Raw genomic sequence first — 17,711 nt, forward strand, 5'->3', positions numbered from 1 at the left:
ATCAGTAGCGATACTTTTTAGAACTTAAAGTGAGATAAAAATCCTATTTTTGAAATTATATGGGGTATTAAAAGCTTAATCCAATGGAGGAAATGCTTATCAATCAGTGAACGTTTTTGTACAGCTCAATAGACAGAAAAACATCTAAATCACCTTTAACTAGCAGGCAAAGTAGCAGAAAGTGGAAGATCAATTTGTCAGTGGCATTATTGCTTGGTAACAGTGGCAGTAATTGTGGTTATTGCTCTATTAAATGAACCTAATGATGGTTAAATGAATAGGTTCATTTCGCATATTTTCTATTTAGTTTTTATTTATGAGCATTTAAGTACTTAATTTAGCTAGAAATTAATTTAACCTGTTTAAGCATTTAGTCATGGTTTTCAAAATGAGTCGCTTGCAAAAAATGACGCTCTACCGCAGCTTGGTAGGGCGCATCTATGCCTACGTAAGCGGGACCAAAAGCCTGTAAGCCTTTTTCGGTGACAAACTCTTTTGGTGCTGGCAGTACTATAACGGCAACATTGACGCCATAACTGACATTGGGGTTAGTGATAGGGCTATTGCTATCCATGTCTAGGCAGCAAATTAAATCAGGAATAGTGACATCAACAACGCCATTTAAGCGACTGACTAAATTCTCATTTTTTACTTCAATATGGTAACGGTCATTGAGATGTTGGCCTGTGCCGTCAATAAATATGTCTCCAAGAGTGAAACCGTCTTGGGTTTTAAATTGATATTTGGCAATCGAGCCTCTAAAGGCCACATAGCCACCACCATGGCTGGCAATGGCATCGGCGATATCTTGGTTGTTTTCTTTGGCTAACCGGTAGGCTTTACCTATTTCAAGTGACTTAGATATGGTGCCTTTAATCACCGCATCTTTAACCTGCTCTATGGGCATCGCATGATCGATAGCAGCAATGTCGTTACGGCTTATCATCGATAAGGCTCTTACCACGTTTTCGGCGCGTAAATCATCAATAACATTTTCACAAATAAAGCATTCGCCAAACTCGTTGGCGGTGACAATGGGCGCAGCAGGGATGTTATTGAAATAGTAGGTTGAATGGGTTATTTCAGGTACCGCACGACCTGCCACATCGGCGTCAATAATATAGCCATTAGCCATGGCGGCCACGTAAAACGAAATAGCGGTATTTGAGCCGCCTAATTCACAGCAAATGGTGCCATAAAACTCATCGCCAGTGTATTTTTCTAACCGTCTAAATGCGGTCATAATCGATGAGCTGCTGCTTTTAGGTAAGCGGGTATATTGCTGTTCTTCTTCAGGTGTCATTGGTGATAATGCCCCTAGCATATAGGGGGTGCAAATCTTTTTGCCCTGGGGCACATCATCAACACTAACAAGCTTAAATGTCTTACCTTCAGCCAGTGCTTTATCAATATAGTAAAAGCCTTCATCTAGCTCACCGCCACCGCCTGTGCCTAATATAGCGCAGCCGTGCAAGATATCTGATAGGTCAACTCTTGTTAGTGTTTTCATAAATAATAGCTCTTAAACTTAAACTTTTTATGGTGTTGATCTTATGCCAACGCTGCAAAATTTGTGTTCCATTTGTGCCGCGAAGCAAAAACATTCCTATGTATTTACTGGCTTAAGCAATGGATTTTTTTGCAAAAGCTTGCATCAATAAATAGTAGGTTGGCGCGGTGACTAAAATGGCGTCGCATACTTCAATACCTGTGATGGTGATTAGGCCATGATTGGTCAGCATTGAGGTTGCAATTCCCACAGCCCAGGCGATAACGGCAAGGTAATTAACCGCCGCAACTTGGCTTAATTCACTTAACAGGTAAGATTGTTTATTACGTACGATGAAAAAATCCACCACATAAATCGCCGCAACAGGGGTGAAGATAATCGATAGGCTAAATAAGAAGTCAGTAAAATTAGCCAGTAAATTAAATGAAGCGATAATCGTGCCTAATACGCCTGAAACCACGATGATTTTCCATTCTTTCCAGCTAATATTTATGGCGTTAAAACCCAGCGCGGCGCTGTATAAATTGACCACGTTGGTGACCCAGCTCGACATGATGAGCAAGATAAACGCTAAAGTGCCAATGCCTAATGTGAGCATGACAGCCAGAATATCACTTTGTTGCACCGCAATACCTGCCATGGCTGCAGCGATATAAACAAAGCTGTTGAGTACTAAAAATGGCAGAAATGAAGCGATAATGGTGTCATTGGTGGTTTTTGCAAACCGGCTAAAGTCAGGCATTAATACCACGCTGACAATAAAACTGCCGACAACGGCTGATACCGCTTCACCAAAGGTGAGTTCAATGCTGTTAAACTGAGTAACTGCATCTGGGGCGATGACATAACCGACACTTTTATAGAGCATATAAGCCACTAACATAAATAGAATCGGCACGAATAAACTGGACAGCTTTTCAATCAGCTTAAAGCCCCAAATAGTGGTGAGGGTAATTAACATTCCGGCTGATACTTCTAATAGCCACAATGGCACTGTCACAGTAAATAACTGTTGAAACAGGGCTTGAGAGACTTCGCTAAACAGATTGATGTTAACCCCATACCAACCCAGTAAAGATAATACAAACGCAAGGCTGAGCAGGTTTGCTCCTTTGCGGCCAAAGACAAATTTCATGGTCATGCATGAGGTTAGGCGGTTGTGCATGCCAACTAAGCCAGTGACAGTGCCAAGTACTGACAAAATAATGCCGCCAATAATAAAGGCGTAAATACTTTGGCTAAGGCCTAACGCGCCGCCAAGCTCAAGCCCGGTGATTAGACCCGGCACGGCAAATGCCAATCCACCGTTTATCATGCCAATGCGCACGCCGCCGACGGTTTTATCTTGCGGCACGGGGCGAGTGGCATAATCATCAAATAGATCATTGTTTGCACTATTTTTAGAGCTATATTCAGAGCTATATTCAGAGCTTGGCTTAGGGCTGTGTTCTTGGTTGTTTCTTGTGCAGTATTCAGCGCTAGGTGTCAGACGGTTAGGCATAAGTTCTACTTGTAAAAATAGGCCCCTAATCTAGAGGCCTGTATGGGAGTGACGATGTCTTGCCTTAGAAATTATAAATCGCTTCGATACCATATGTTCTCGGTTTATTAGGCATGCGGGCTAAATCGGTTACGCCATCACCATAAAAGAAGATATCTTCAATGGTGCGCTCGTCAGTTAAGTTATTGACATATAGCTGCACTGTCCAATCGTCAGACTTCAAACCGACCCCAGCATTAATTGAGGTGAAGGTTGACGAAGTAACATGTGGGATTTCAATATCAAAATATTGTGGCCCTTGCACCTGAATATCAGCTCGAGATACCAGTGACCAGTTTGAGCTAATAGGGAAATAATGATCTGCAGATAAACTATAAGTATATTCTGGCACCCATACTTGTGATTCACCTTCAAGCTCAGGTCTATCTGTAAACTCTTTTATTTCTGAGTCAATATAACCTGCATTAAAACGTACATTGAGGTTTTCTGTCGCAGCCCAGCCTAATTCGATTTCAGCGCCTTTAGTGAGCACGTCATCAATGGCGAGGTTTTCAAGGGTAAAGCTGTCGACATTAAATTGGGTAATTTGTGCATCAGATTGGGAGATGACAAATAACGCACCGTTTAAGGTCAGTTTATTTGAGAATAGGGTGGTTTTAAAACCCGCTTCGTAGCTGTCAGACACTTCCTGATTGTAAACACGGTTTATACCTTCTGCGGGCTCGTTAAAGCCTCCACTTCTAAAACCTTTTGAGTAGCCAGTATAAAGCAGCAACTCCTCATTCATTTGATAAGCTAAAGTCACCTTAGGTTGCCATTGGCTAAAGGTATCCTCTGCAAACGTATCAACAGGGAAGTTAGGGTCGTAAGACTCACGTTTGTCGCTATCAAAACGTAGCGCTGCCGTTAATTCTAACTTGTCAGTAATGTCGTAGTTAATTTGACCTGATAATGCCCAGGCTTTGCTGCTGTTTTTATCGGCGATGGTTAGATACATCATCTCATCGGTAAAATCGTCTCTGTCTAGCGGCACATCGCCTAAGAAGTCGTCAAAGAAGTTAATGGTGTTGTCACGTTTCTTGTCTTGATAGAAAGCTGACACTGCCCATCTTAAATCCTGATCACTTTGAGAAGTAAAGCGTGATTCAACCGTCAGTGATTTCACATCAAATAAGCCTTCAGTGCCAAAAGGGGCACGGAAAAAATCATCTTCATCAATAAAGGTCGGGTCGGCGGAGTAATCGCCATCGTAAAAGTGTTTGTTTTCAGAGCTACTGTAAGCAGTGATAAAGTCAAAGGTACCTAAGTCATAATGCTGGGTAAGTTTGGCGCTGACTTCATATACATCACGTTGGTCGTTATTACGGATGTTTTGCGAGGTGCCAATATCAAAGTCTTCCGCGCTGTCTTCAGTGACGCCTTGATAATAAGCAAAGCCGGCATCGCTGGTGGTGTAACGGCCGCGCAGGTTTAAACTGGTGTCGTCTGTGAGATCAAATTCAAGCTGGGCAAACACTGAGTCTTCTGAAAAGTAATCTGCTGGCTCATCTAAAAACACATTATCAATTAAGCCATCAGAGTTTTTGGTATAACCGCCAACACGGAAAAATGCGCTGCTGTCATCATTAAGCGCGCCCGATACCACGCCATTTAAATTATAGGTATTGCCGTTACCGTATGAGCCTTTAATGGTGCCTTCTAACTCTTCGGTTGGTTTTTTGGTGGTGACAATCACTGCGCCGCCAATGGCGCCTTTACCGTAAAGTGCACCCTGTGCACCGCGCATGACTTCAATACGCTCAATGTCGACTAAATCTTGGTTAATAAATTCTAAATCGGGTGCGGTGACCCCATCAACCACAAAAGCCAGCGGCGCATCGCCCACTTGCGGGGTAATTAAGCCGCGGATAGTGATACGGGCAAGGCCTGGTCTGAAGTTGTCCAACTGGCTTAAATTAGGCGTGAGATCGGCAACATCTCTGAAATTTTCAATACGCTGGTTTTGGATCATATCAGCACTAAACGCGGTTACCGAGTCTGGTACATTCTGTAAGGTTTCTACACGGCCACGAGCACTAATCTCGATGCGCTCTATTCCGCTAGTGGCTTCAACAGTTTGTGGCTCATTGTTCTCAGCGTGGGCTGAACTAACAAGCGATAAACCCACCGCAGTGGCTAATATTGATTTTGCGAAAAAACGACGATTAGTATGACTCATATTTTGGCCCTTATAGGCTTCCTTGCATAAATATGTAGTTATTATGCATTTGTGTGATCCGTTATAACCATTGTGGGACTTTGGTGAAAAATAATATTTTGTAATGCAGCAAAAATGCAGTAAAAATTTGTCGCTTTGAGAGGAAACACGGGACATTTTGCAAATTAATCATGGATAATCCACTATAGGTAGCGAAAACCATAGATAAAATAACACTAGGTTTCTGAAAATGAAAAAGAAAGTAAAGATTGATAGTTACAACAAAAAAATATTGGCGACCCTACATCTTGAGGGGGATTTGACCAATATTGAATTAGCTGAAAAAGTAAACCTTTCACCTAGTGCTTGTTTTCAGCGAGTTAAATCGTTAAAAGAAGCCGGCTATTTCAGAACCTTTCATGCGGATGTGAATTTAGAGCAGATTTGTGAGCACGTGATGGCCTATGTGGAGTTTACCTTAACCGATAACACAGCACCGTCGCGGCGACGCTTTGTTAGTGCTATTCAAGATATTCCAGAATTTATGGATTGCATGCAGCTTGCTGGTGATGTGGATTATATGTCGTTAAGTTGCTTTCCCAATATCAAAAAACTCAATGAGATCTGTACCGAGCTTTCAGACAGATCAGAGCTAAGTATCAAAAATATTAAGACCCGTATCGTACTTGAACGCAGTAAGTGGTTTTTAGGCTATCCGTTATCAAGTTTGAAGTGGTTAGATGATAATGGTCAAGATGTAGACCGTGGCGCTGAGTAAGCTTAATAGCTATGCAGTGTTTTTTGTTTGCTATATAAAACAGTGATAAAAGTATCATGGTTTTAATAAAGAAAAGGCCTGTATCGACAGGCCTTTTCGCTAATGAGGTTTTGGGCTTAGTTTACTTATCAAATCGATTTTGCAGGTAATCAAATACCGCACGAATACCAAAGGCTTCACCACCCACAGGACGACCCGGTAATTTACGGTTATTCCATGCCATCACATCGAAGTGACTCCAGCTAATATCTTTATCAACAAAGGCCTCAAGATAAAGTGCTGCGGTAATTGCGCCGCCAAATGGAGTTTTGCCGCAGTTGGCTAAGTCAGCAATATCACTACAGGTTAAGTCATAATAAGGTTTATGCAGTGGCATGCGCCAAACTGGGTCGTCTACAGATAAACCCGATGCGGTAATATCGGCGGCCACTTGGTCATCGTTACTAAAGAACCCCGGCAGCTCGGTGCCTAAAGCAACTCGCATAGCCCCTGTTAAGGTGGCAAAATCAATCATTAGCTCAGGTTTGTCGTTATTGGCTTCAGCAAGGGCATCACACAATACTAAGCGGCCTTCGGCGTCAGTATTATCAATTTCAACGGTCAGCCCTTTGCGGGTAGTAATCACATCACCGGGCCTAAAGGCATTGGCTGAAACGGCATTTTCAACCGCAGGAACCAATACCCGCAGACGAATAGGTAAGTTGCTCGCCATAATCAATTGCGCTAAACCAATAACATGCGCTGCGCCGCCCATGTCTTTTTTCATAAAGCGCATGCCGGCGCCGGGTTTTAAATCAAGGCCACCAGAGTCAAAACACACACCTTTACCTACTAGGGTCACTTTAGGAGCCGATTCATCACCCCAAGTTAAGTCGATTAAGCGCGGAACATTTGCGCTGGCGCGGCCAACCATATGAATGGTCGGGTAGTTTTGCTCAAGTAGTTCATCACCGACAATTTGGTTGAGCTTAGCGCCAAATTCTGTCGCCATGGCGCTCATGGTCTCAGCTAAGTGTTGCGGCATCATATCGGCGGCGGGTGTGTTAACCAAGTCACGGACTAATGACACTGAGCGGATGAACTTATTAGCTTCATCAGCTTGCGCACTAGTCGGCACAATAAGCTGTGGAATTTGCTTGTCGTTTTTTTTGTAGCGATCGAACTGATACGCCCCTAAACCCCAACTAAATGCGGCGGTTTTTATCTGCTTGTCATCCGCGTTTAATTGGTATTGACCTGCAGGCAGTTGATTAACCAGATCGCCACACAGCCAATAAGAGTCATCTTGGTTACTCACAAAAATAACTTCAGCTAACTCACCTTCGGTATTAGGAATTAAGCTCATGCCTTTACCTGAAAACTGGGTGGTGGTGAGCCAGTTAGTAACATTTTTAGACTGCTTATCGCGCCACTGTGCAAATGTTTCGCTATTGAAAATAGACAGGGGAATGCCTGAAACACCTGAAATAATGATATTGCTCATAGTAGGACTCGTTGATTGCGATGAGTTTAAGGATATCCCTAAGAGTATCAGGCTGATTTGATTCTAGAAAGCATAGAGATGGTTTTAGTGTGCTTGTTTGCTGCAATAGATGACTATAGTGGAATGGCGCGACTGAAATAGGCGGTTATGAGCTGAGGTTACGACTACTTTTTGGCAAAGTTATTAGGATTGCTAAAAAATAACCGTGGTAGTTGCTTATTAGTTTAGCTACTGGCTATTGTCACTTATCAGTTAGGCTGTGGCTATTTGGGTTAACTGGTTTTGTTAATGGCGTTTTTTCGAGCATTGGCTTTGCGTTCGGACATATTATTGAATGAGCTTGGCAGCACGTCAACGCCTACCATTTTGCCGAGTTTTAATACCAAAGGAATAGTAATAGGGGCAAAAGGTAACACCGCGAAAACCCCTAAGCCCAAACCTTTGAGTAAGTCGGCAAATTGTTTATTGGCTTCGGCTAATTCATCCTTGTTGGCTTGCTTGCAGGTATAGCGTTTATAAGTCACCAGCATGGCTTTGGTTTCTTGCTTTTCTTGGGCTAAGGCCTGTTTTACCACCAACATATCCAGTTTTACACGTAGCCAAATGCGCCGTCTTCCAATACGGATAACGCGGATAGGGGCCTTGTGTAATAGCTGGTAGATACTCATGGGCGCGATTGTCGCATAGTGGCTGTAGTTAACCTATTTATTAAAGTGAATAGTTACATTTAGCTGATCTCGATGAGATCAGTGTAGTTGTTTTTAAGCATAATCTAATAATATAGACTGACTTTTTTAAAGATTATGCAAAAGTAGGCCAATTTAGCTGGCTTGACTTATCTTGTTTAAATGCGAGCTTATATTTAGCAGCCGCGGTTTTAACAGGACTAAAGCTGCGCATTTTAACTTTAGCGGGCTAATTTATGCTAAAGTAAGGCGCTTATCTTTTTTATCTTCTTCGGTAAATAGACAACCTCATCTTGTGCTATATGAGTTTTCAAAAGCGTTAGCAATGATTAATTCATTAAGTGCTCACACTGCTAGTTATATGAACTTCCCATAATTCTGTAGCTAAAACCTTCGTAGTGGATAAATGAGTATGCAATAAATTTCCCCTTCAAATATTGACACTTTATCGTCTGCGACGCTTTTTTAAGCTCGGTCACCGTAAAGTTCTTCCATTTATAAAACTCTATGTTAATTAGGCCGCGTTGTTTACGACTGTCGCATTAACCAGAGCAGATCCTACCTCTAATCATTAGAGCAACTGGCCATTGGCGAAAATAAACATTCGTGTATGCAGTCACATAGATCCATTGATATAACAAGGAACGATGACATGAACACGTTAAAAGTAGGAGTCATAGGGACTTCAAGAAAAGTAGACGAAAAACGCTTTCCCATTCACCCAGGACATTTACTGCGCATTCCGCAAGCGCTTCGAAAGCAACTCATATTTGAGCAAGGTTATGGCGAACCCTTTGGGATCTCAGATGCTGAAATTGCTGCATTAACTGGCGGTATTGCCACGCGTCATGAGTTACTGGCAAATATTGGTACGGTAATTATTGCCAAGCCGGTGTTAGAAGATTTACAAGAGCTGCGTGAAGGCGGCACTTTATGGGGTTATGTACATTGTGTGCAGCAGCAAGATATTACTCAAGCAGCGCTAGATCGCAAACAAACCCTAATTGCTTTTGAAGATATGTTTATTTGGTCGGCAACGGGGCAAATGGGTCGTCATACTTTTTATAAAAATAATGAAATGGCTGGTTATTGTGCGGTGCTACACTCATTACAACTTAAAGGCATTGATGGCCACTATGGCGATCAACGTAAGACGATTATTTTTGGCTTTGGCGCCGTGAGTCGCGGCGCGATTTACGCCCTTAAAGCCCATGGTTTTAAAGACATTACCATTTGTATTCAGCGACCTGAAGAGCAAGTGCGTGAAGAAGTATTAGATTGTAACTATGTCCGTATTCGCGCAGGCGAGACGGGCGAAGCCCGAATGATGGTGGTTGAGCATGATGGCAGTAGCAGGCCATTAACAGAGCTCATCAGTGAAGCCGATATTATGGTTAACGGCACTTTTCAAAACACTGCCAAGCCAACTAATTTCGTGATCGAATCTGAAGCAGAGTGCCTAAAACCCCATAGTTTGATCATTGATGTCAGTTGCGATGAAAAAATGGGCTTCTTTTTTGCTAAGCCGACCACATTTAAACAGCCAATGTTTAACTATAAAACGGTGGATTATTATGCGGTGGATCATACCCCGACTTACCTTTGGGAAAGTGCTACTCGGTCGATTTCAGCAGCGCTGATTGTGTATTTACCTGCAGTGCTAGCAGGGCAGAGCGCTTGGCAGCAAAATGAAACCATTCGCCAAGCGATAAACATTGAAGAGGGCGTTGTTTTAAATGAGGCGATTTTATCGTTTCAGCACCGTGAGGCAGAGTACCCTTACAAGATTAAAGATATTGAATTAAGCCTCGCCGTTTAACTATAGTCATTTAACTATGGCAGATGTCATAAATAAATCTATATGTCGACTTAATCAGCAATAACTTAGCTGGTCATGTGCAAGCATGGCCAATGCTAAGCCTTTGATTATTGTTTAATGCAGGGGAAATTTTTCAGCTAATTAAGCAATAGTGACAATTAACCCAAGACTATTGCGCTAAAAACACCGATAATTCACCTCATTAGATATACCCGCCAATTTACAGCGCACGACTCTGGAACTATTCAATGGAAATCAAAGTTAATTTTCTCGACAACTTAAGACTTGAAGCCAAGTTTGACGACTTTACTGTTACTGCCGATCAGCCTATTCGCTACAAAGGTGATGGGTCAGCGCCAAGTCCGTTTGATTACTTCTTAGCGTCGTCAGCGCTGTGTGCGGCTTACTTTATCAAGGTGTATTGTAAAGCCCGTGATATTCCTACGGAAAATATCAAGCTATCACAAAACAACATTGTTGATCCTGAAGATCGTTATAACCAGATTTTTCAGATCCAAGTTGAATTACCAGATGATATTTCTGAAAAAGATCGTACCGGTATTTTACGTTCTATCGACCGCTGCACGGTTAAAAAAGTGGTGCAAACCGGCCCTGAATTTAAAATCGAAACCGTTGATGATTTAGCCGCTGACGCCAATGCCATGTTGATGGGTCAACCTGAAGGCGATACCAGCACCTACATCATAGGTAAAGACTTACCCCTTGAAGAAACCATCACCAACATGACTGCCATGCTAGCAGAGCTGGGGATGAAGATTGAAATTTCTTCATGGCGTAACATTGTGCCGAATGTGTGGTCACTGCATATTCGTGATGCAGCATCACCAGCCTGTTTTACTAATGGTAAAGGCGCGACGAAAGAGAGTGCGCTGTGCTCTGCATTAGGTGAATTCATTGAACGTTTAAACTGTAACTTCTTTTATAACGACCAGTTCTTTGGCGAAGAGATAGCTAATAGCGAGTTTGTGCATTATCCCAATGAAACATGGTTTGAGTTAGAAGAAGATGACTCGCTGCCAAGCGGCATTTTAGATGACTACTGTTTAGAGATTTATAATCCAGATGGTGAGTTAGCGGGTTCAAACCTGATTGATACCAACTCAGGTAACTTTGAGCGCGGTATTTGTACCATTCCTTATACTCGTCACTCTGATGGCGAAGTGGTTAATATCCCGTCTAACTTAATCGAGAACTTATTTTTAAGTAACGGCATGAGCGCGGGTAATAACCTAGCTGAAGCCAAGGTGCAGTGTTTATCTGAAATCTTTGAACGCGCGGTTAAACGCCAAATCATCGAGCAAGAAATTGTCCTGCCAGATGTGCCAATGGCTGTACTTGAAAAGTACCCAAGCATATTAGCGGGTATTAAAGGTTTAGAAGAACAAGGCTTCCCTGTTGTGGTTAAAGATGCCTCACTCGGTGGTCAATTTCCTGTAATGTGTGTCACCTTGATGAACCCTAAAACTGGCGGCGTATTTGCTTCATTTGGCGCCCATCCGAGTCTTGAAGTGGCGCTTGAGCGCAGCCTGACAGAATTATTGCAAGGTCGAAGCTTTGAAGGCTTGAACGATGTGCCAAAGCCGACGTTCAATAGCATGACAGTGACAGAGCCTGAAAACTTTGTTGAGCACTTTATTGACTCTACAGGTGTTATCTCGTGGCGTTTCTTTAGCAGCAATCATGATTATGATTTCTGCGAATGGGATTTCTCTGGTACTACGGAAGAAGAAACTGAAAGCTTATTTGGCATCTTAGCGGATATTGGCAAAGAAGCTTATATTGCTGAGTTTGACCAATTAGGCGCAGCGGTTTGCCGTATCTTGGTGCCTGATTACTCAGAAGTGTATCCAGTTGAAGATCTTATTTGGGACAACACCAATAAAGCGCTGGATTACCGTGAAGAGATTTTAAATCTGCATGTGTTAACCCATGAGCAGTTAACTGATTTAGTTGAGCGCTTAGAAGAAAGCCAATTGGATAATCAAACCGATATACCAACCTTAATTGGTATCGTGTTTGACGAAAACACCCCTTGGGGACAGTTAACCATCATCGAGCTTAAAATCTTAATCTACCTTGCGATAGGCAGGCTTGAAGATGCGATGGATTATGTTGGTGAGTTTTTACAATACAACGACAATACAGTCGAGCGCGGCTTGTTCTATCAAGCGGTTAATGCGGTATTAGAAGTCACCTTGGATGACGGTTTAGCGCTTGAGCACTTTATTAATAACTTCAACCGTATGTTTGGTGAAGACAATATGAAAAACGTTGTTGGCAGTGTCACTGGTGAGGTGAAGTTCTTTGGTTTGACTCAAACCAGCATGAAGCTTGAAGGTATCGAGCCGCACCTTAGATTGATTGAAAGCTATAAAAAACTGCATCAAGCACGGGCGAATGCCGCTAAATAACGAATACAGTTAAAACCAATTTAACAAAGCCCATTTCATGATGGGCTTTGTTGTTTTTGTCATTTGTATAAAGGTAATAGCATTTATCAATAACACTATATGAGCTCATTCTGTTAACTTATGGCTGAAATATGATTGAGATAAATCGTATCAGTCAGTTAAAAGTGAAGGCTAAAGGAACTTAGATGGCAACATTATTTAGGCTATTAATGATTATCACCGCAGCGTTAGCTATAACCACGTTGGTGATTTTTGTGATGTCTACTTTAGTGGGTTTGGGCGTTCCAGAGCATGCAAATAATACCTTTGGCTATCTCATTTCAACTTGCTAGTTAATGTATTCGCATAATCGTTATTTTATTTAAATGTTATAACGTTCCGCTTCAACTTCTGTTTTATTGATTCTCATACGGCTAGCCAATATTAGCATCTCCTGCTAGGTTGAATACTGTACTCAATAATTCATCGCTACTTTTTGAATTATCTCGTTTAAGTTCTCGGACATAATAAGGATATTTTCATGCTTAAAACCCTCATCACAACTGCTATCACAACAGCCATAATGGCGGTTGCACTAGGTGGTTGCTCGAATTCCAGTAACTCCAATGATGTTAAACCACAAGCTGATCCAATTGATTTAGTTGCCAGTAATTCAGTGGCATTTGAAACTTACAATGCTGAAGAGTTTTATAAAACCACCAGTGTATTTGGCTCTTCAATTAACCATTTAGGCAATGCTGTTTTAGTCAGTAATGATAAAAGCGGTATTTTCAATGCTTATCGTGTGCCTGTTGATGGCAGCCCGTCAAAACAACTGACGTTTTCAACTAAAGAATCAGTATTTGTTGAGTCGTGGTTTCCAAAAGACGAGCGTTTTTTATATAGCGCGGATAAAGGTGGTGATGAACTTAATCATCTTTATGTCCAAGAGTTAGATGGCACTGACGTGGATTTAACCCCAGGCGAAGGCTTAAAAGCGTCAGTAATGTCATGGCATGAAGATGAGCAATCTTTCTTTGTGGTAACCAATGAACGAGATGCTAAGTATTTTGATGTTTATCAATATAATACTGAAGATTACAGTCGCCAATTAGTGTTTAAAAATGACTCTGGTTTTAGTGTAGAAAGTGTGAGTCCAAATGGCCGTTTTATCGCGCTGAGTAAAAGCCATTCAAACAGTAACTCAGATCTTTATTTAATCGACCTTAGATTGAAAATGGCAAAACCACGCTTGCTCACTGAACATAGTGGTGATGTGTCTTATTCGGTTGATACTTTTTCTAAAGACAATAAACGCTTGTTGTATGCCACCGATGAATTTGGTGAGTTCAATCAATCATGGGCATATGATTTAGCAACAGGTGAGAGCACCTTAAGCTATAAGGCAGATTGGGATGTCAGTTTTAGCTACTTTTCAAAAGATGGTCGTTTTCAAATTACCGGTGTCAATGCCGATGCGCAAACACAGTTGATTATTACTGATTTAACCACTAATTCTGAACTGCAATTACCGACCTTACCCAGTGGTGATTTACGCGGGGTAAATTTCTCTGATGATTCAAGTTCAATGGTGTTTTACATTAACTCAGATACTTCACCATCAAACTTATATACCCACAAATTAGGTACAGACTCGATACTTCGATTAACCAATTCTGGTAATCCAAACATAAAAGAACAGAATCTTGTTACCGGTGAAGTGGTGCGTTTTAAAAGCTTTGATGGTTTAGATATTCCTGCGATTTTATATAAGCCTAAACAAGCTAATATGAAAAAAGTGCCCGCATTGATTTATATCCATGGTGGTCCTGGCGGGCAATCTCGCAAAGGGTACTCTGCAACAGTTCAACATCTGGTGAATAACGGCTATGCCATCATTAAGATTAACAATCGTGGTTCAAGTGGATATGGTAAAACGTTTTTTCACTTAGATGATAAACGTCATGGTGAAGATGATTTACAAGATGTGGTGTATAACAAAAAATACCTTCAAACCTTAGATTGGGTTGATGCCGATAAGATTGGTGTTATGGGTGGCAGTTATGGCGGTTACTTAACAATGGCTGCGATGGCATTTACTGATGAGTTCAAAGTCGGAATTAATATCTTTGGCGTTACTAACTGGGTGAGAACCCTTGAAAGCATACCGCCTTACTGGGAAGCATTTCGTAAAAGTCTTTATGACGAGTTAGGGGACCCAACGACAGATAAAGAGCGCTTACACAATATTTCACCAGTGTTTTTTGGTGAACAAGTGAAAAGCCCGGTGTTGGTGGTGCAAGGGGCAAATGATCCCCGAGTACTAAAAATTGAGAGTGATGAAATGGTCGAGTCAATCCGCTCGGGCGGCACTTATGTTGATTACCTTGTGTTTGATGATGAAGGCCATGGCTTTAGTAAAAAAGCTAACCGCATTAGTGCTTCTAATAAATACCTCGAATTTTTAAATACCTATTTATAAGTTCCAAAGGTTGGCATAGCGTAAAAACAAAAAAGCCATTTGAATATTCAAATGGCTTTTTTATGACTGCGATATTACGAATAATCTTCGTTAATAAGGCTTATTTTTTTATCAGCGCTGCTGCTTCAGCTTGGCTTGCCATGTACTCGTTAAAGGTACCGTGGAAGCTTAATAACTTTTGGTCTCTCACATCAATGATGTGAGTTGCAAGCGATGATACAAATTCTCTATCGTGGCTAACGAAAATCAAGGTGCCTTCAAATTCTTTAAGGGCATTGTTCAGCGCTTCAATGGCTTCCATGTCCATGTGGTTGGTTGGCTCGTCCATGATGAGTACATTTACATCCATCATCATTAACTTACCAAATAATAGACGGTTCTTTTCACCACCTGAACAGTTACGGGCTTTCTTGTTGGCATCATCTTCAGTAAATAGAAGACGGCCTAACATACCACGGACCATTAAATCGTTATGTCTTGGGCTGCGCCATTGCGACATCCAATCAAATAAACTTAGATCATTATCAAAGTCTTTGCTGCTGTCTTGCGGGCAGTAACCGATAGCGGCATTTTCAGACCACTTAACCACACCTTCGTTATTGGTCAGATCGTTAACTAAACAGCGTAGCAGGGTAGTTTTACCGACACCGTTTTCACCAATAACAGCAAGCTTTGCGCCTGCTTCAAGGATAATGTTACCGCCTTGGAATAAGGTATTATCTTCAAAACCATGGCCAACGTCTTCCATGATAAGCGCTTGACGATGCATTTTTTTGCTTTCGTCAAAACGTAATGAAGGCGTCATGCGACTAGATGATTTAACTTCATCTAGCGAAATTTTATCAAGCTTTTTAGCACGAGAACTGGCTTGCTTCGCTTTAGATGCGTTAGCACCAAAACGGTTAACAAAGTCTTGAAGTTCAGCCATTTCAGCCACTTTCTTAGCGTTACCTGCTAATAACTGCTCTTGGATTAAGCCTGCAGCTTCAAGGAAGTATTCGTAATTACCAGGGTAAATACGCAGTTCACCGTAATCGATATCAGCCATATGAGTACAGACAGTGTTCAAGAAATGTCTATCATGGGAGATGATGATCATGGTGCATTTACGTTTGTTTAACTCATCTGCTAACCAACTAATGGTATGTATGTCCAAGTTGTTGGTCGGTTCATCAAGCAGCAAGATATCAGGGTTTGAGAATAAAGCCTGTGCCAGTAATACACGTAGCTTTTTACCGGGAGCGACTTGGCTCATTAAACCAAAGTGATATTCTTCATCGATACCGGCTTCAAGTAAGATTTCACCAGCGCGGCTTTCTGCACTGTAACCGTCCATTTCAGCAAACTCACTTTCAAGTTCACCGACTCTCATTCCGTCTTCTTCAGTCATTTCAGGCAAAGAATAAATGCGTTCACGCTCTTGCTTAACTTCCCACAGTTTTGGGTCACCCTGAATGACAGCATCGACTACGCTGTACTGTTCAAAAGCAAACTGATCTTGACTTAAGGTACCGACTTTTTGGCCCGGAGTAATAGACACGTTGCCAGAAGTCGGTGCAAGTTCACCACTTAGAATTTTCATGAAGGTTGATTTACCACAACCGTTGGCACCAATTAAACCATAACGGTTTCCGTGGCCAAATTTAGCTGAGATGTTTTCAAACAATGGCTCTGGGCCAAACTGCATGGTGATATTTGCGGTAGAAATCAAAGGAATATCCTGAATGGTTAAGTATGCAAAACAAAGCTCGATGTACAATAAAAAGGTACTTTGAGTTCAGCCAAGCTAAGCAGATAAACGCTGACCTTAAAAAGGCAGAGCATTTACGTAGGTAAAACAGCCGCGGATTATACAGACATAACTGCTCATATGTCGAGCAGCCAATGCAGTTAAAGTATATTTTTGGCCTGTTTAGTGCAATTTAACGGGCAAATGCTCAATAGTGAATGTTTTAAGAGGGGGAAATTACTGTTTTGCCTGTAAGTTTTTAACTAGTGGTTCACAGGAAAGCGGTTTTTGTTTTAAAGGCTTTGGCGCCGCTGCCGTTTTAGGTTGTTTAGCTTGTTGCTGGCTTGCCGCTGCACGCTTAAGTTGCTGGGTCCACCAAGTTAATTCTTCACAGCCATGACCTGATTTAATGGGCTGCTGCGCTTTACATAAGCTATCAGTTTCAGGGCAATGCAAGCGCACATGCATGTGAGAGGTATGGCCCCACCAAGGACGAATTTTTTGTAGCCAAGTATCCTTGTCGCTTCGTTCATTACACAGGTGCTGCTTGATGATTGGATTAACAAAAATCCGAGCGACCTGATTATTCTCTGCAGCGACTTTGAGCATGGTTTTATGTTGTTTTGACCATGCTTGATTAACGGTTAATTTATCAATATCAACCACAGACAAATGACGTGGATTTTGTAATTCTTGGGGCTTGAGTGGCGCCTCGGTTAGTTTTAGCCAAATATCCACATCTAAGCCTATTTGATGGCTGCTGTGGCCAAAATCAAATTGACCGCCGCGGGGCATCGACATATCACCGATGAAAATATTATTGATCCCTTGCTGAGTTAGCTGCTTTGAATAGTGACTGACAAAATTCACGAGATTAGGGTGGCCATAAAAACGCTGCCGCTGACTACGAATAACTTGGTAGCCGTCACCCGTTAACGGCAGTGGCTGTGCGCCTGATAAACAACCATTAGCATAGCCGCCAATAGCTGCAACTTGCCCTTGATAGATGCTAGTGGCGAGCTCCCAAGGATTGGTTCTGGCCTGCAGTGGATAAATGCTTAACAAACTTAATAGCAGTAATATGGTGCTTAATCGTGTCATTGATAAAATTACTC

Annotated in this window: 12 protein-coding genes; 5 read left to right on the forward strand and 7 right to left on the reverse strand. The window is 41.8% G+C overall.

Going from position 1 to position 17,711, the window contains the following annotated elements; genetic code table 11:
- Positions 1-370: 370 nt before the first annotated feature.
- The 3 genes from BCU57_RS04545 to BCU57_RS04555 form a co-directional block, all read right to left on the reverse strand.
- The gene (locus BCU57_RS04545; protein WP_102437078.1) at positions 371-1,510 is read right to left on the reverse strand and encodes a DUF917 domain-containing protein; all 1,140 of its coding nucleotides are present in this window, start codon (positions 1,508-1,510) and stop codon (positions 371-373) included.
- A 112-nt stretch (positions 1,511-1,622) separates the two neighbouring features.
- On the reverse strand, positions 1,623-3,011 hold the full coding sequence (locus BCU57_RS04550) for a cytosine permease (RefSeq protein WP_102437080.1): 1,389 nt from the start codon (positions 3,009-3,011) through the stop codon (positions 1,623-1,625).
- Positions 3,012-3,075: 64 nt separating this feature from the next.
- Positions 3,076-5,229: a TonB-dependent receptor gene (locus BCU57_RS04555; protein WP_102437082.1), complete on the reverse strand. Its 2,154-nt coding sequence runs from the start codon at positions 5,227-5,229 to the stop codon at positions 3,076-3,078.
- Positions 5,230-5,458: 229 nt separating this feature from the next.
- Here BCU57_RS04555 and BCU57_RS04560 point away from each other — a divergent pair, with 229 nt between their 5' ends.
- On the forward strand, positions 5,459-5,986 hold the full coding sequence (locus BCU57_RS04560; RefSeq protein WP_102437084.1) for an Lrp/AsnC family transcriptional regulator: 528 nt from the start codon (positions 5,459-5,461) through the stop codon (positions 5,984-5,986).
- A gap of 121 nt (positions 5,987-6,107) precedes the next feature.
- Here BCU57_RS04560 and BCU57_RS04565 read toward each other — a convergent pair whose 3' ends face one another.
- Positions 6,108-7,469 carry a leucyl aminopeptidase family protein gene (locus BCU57_RS04565; protein ID WP_102437085.1) on the reverse strand — a complete coding sequence of 454 codons (1,362 nt, stop codon included), beginning with the start codon at positions 7,467-7,469 and terminating at the stop codon, positions 6,108-6,110.
- 272 nt (positions 7,470-7,741) lie between these two features.
- A complete protein-coding gene (locus BCU57_RS04570) occupies positions 7,742-8,137 on the reverse strand; it encodes a hypothetical protein (protein ID WP_102437087.1) in 396 nt (131 codons plus the stop codon).
- 670 nt (positions 8,138-8,807) lie between these two features.
- On the opposite strand from BCU57_RS04570, the gene BCU57_RS04575 reads away from it, so the two are divergent.
- The 4 genes from BCU57_RS04575 to BCU57_RS04590 all read left to right on the forward strand — a co-directional run bounded on the left by BCU57_RS04575 (position 8,808) and on the right by BCU57_RS04590 (position 14,867).
- Positions 8,808-9,974, forward strand: a complete 1,167-nt coding sequence (locus tag BCU57_RS04575) for a N(5)-(carboxyethyl)ornithine synthase (protein ID WP_102437089.1) — start codon at positions 8,808-8,810, stop codon at positions 9,972-9,974.
- Positions 9,975-10,222: 248 nt separating this feature from the next.
- Positions 10,223-12,406: an OsmC domain/YcaO domain-containing protein gene (locus BCU57_RS04580; RefSeq protein WP_102437091.1), complete on the forward strand. Its 2,184-nt coding sequence runs from the start codon at positions 10,223-10,225 to the stop codon at positions 12,404-12,406.
- A gap of 185 nt (positions 12,407-12,591) precedes the next feature.
- A complete protein-coding gene (locus tag BCU57_RS04585) occupies positions 12,592-12,738 on the forward strand; it encodes a hypothetical protein (protein ID WP_157936429.1) in 147 nt (48 codons plus the stop codon).
- 188 nt (positions 12,739-12,926) lie between these two features.
- The gene (locus BCU57_RS04590) at positions 12,927-14,867 is read left to right on the forward strand and encodes a S9 family peptidase (RefSeq protein WP_102437093.1); all 1,941 of its coding nucleotides are present in this window, start codon (positions 12,927-12,929) and stop codon (positions 14,865-14,867) included.
- A gap of 100 nt (positions 14,868-14,967) precedes the next feature.
- On the opposite strand, the gene BCU57_RS04595 is transcribed toward BCU57_RS04590, so the two are convergent.
- Both BCU57_RS04595 and mepA read right to left on the reverse strand, forming a co-directional pair.
- Entirely contained in the window at positions 14,968-16,578 is a 1,611-nt protein-coding gene (locus BCU57_RS04595) for an ABC-F family ATPase (protein ID WP_102437095.1), read from the reverse strand.
- A 255-nt stretch (positions 16,579-16,833) separates the two neighbouring features.
- A complete protein-coding gene (gene mepA / locus BCU57_RS04600) occupies positions 16,834-17,697 on the reverse strand; it encodes a penicillin-insensitive murein endopeptidase (protein ID WP_102437097.1) in 864 nt (287 codons plus the stop codon).
- Positions 17,698-17,711: the final 14 nt, after the last annotated feature.

The sequence above is a fragment of the Shewanella sp. 10N.286.48.B5 genome (assembly GCF_002874355.2).
Lineage (GTDB): Bacteria > Pseudomonadota > Gammaproteobacteria > Enterobacterales > Shewanellaceae > Shewanella.

Bases quoted from the DNA above. Each gene is read 5' to 3' on its own strand.
- BCU57_RS04545 (WP_102437078.1), bottom strand. From the start codon at position 1,510: ATGAAAACACTAACAAGAGTTGACCTATCAGATATCTTGCACGGCTGC.
- BCU57_RS04550 (WP_102437080.1), bottom strand. From the start codon at position 3,011: ATGCCTAACCGTCTGACACCTAGCGCTGAATACTGCACAAGAAACAAC.
- BCU57_RS04555 (WP_102437082.1), bottom strand. From the start codon at position 5,229: ATGAGTCATACTAATCGTCGTTTTTTCGCAAAATCAATATTAGCCACT.
- BCU57_RS04560 (WP_102437084.1), top strand. From the start codon at position 5,459: ATGAAAAAGAAAGTAAAGATTGATAGTTACAACAAAAAAATATTGGCG.
- BCU57_RS04565 (WP_102437085.1), bottom strand. From the start codon at position 7,469: ATGAGCAATATCATTATTTCAGGTGTTTCAGGCATTCCCCTGTCTATT.
- BCU57_RS04570 (WP_102437087.1), bottom strand. From the start codon at position 8,137: ATGAGTATCTACCAGCTATTACACAAGGCCCCTATCCGCGTTATCCGT.
- BCU57_RS04575 (WP_102437089.1), top strand. From the start codon at position 8,808: ATGAACACGTTAAAAGTAGGAGTCATAGGGACTTCAAGAAAAGTAGAC.
- BCU57_RS04580 (WP_102437091.1), top strand. From the start codon at position 10,223: ATGGAAATCAAAGTTAATTTTCTCGACAACTTAAGACTTGAAGCCAAG.
- BCU57_RS04585 (WP_157936429.1), top strand. From the start codon at position 12,592: ATGGCAACATTATTTAGGCTATTAATGATTATCACCGCAGCGTTAGCT.
- BCU57_RS04590 (WP_102437093.1), top strand. From the start codon at position 12,927: ATGCTTAAAACCCTCATCACAACTGCTATCACAACAGCCATAATGGCG.
- mepA (WP_102437097.1), bottom strand. From the start codon at position 17,697: ATGACACGATTAAGCACCATATTACTGCTATTAAGTTTGTTAAGCATT.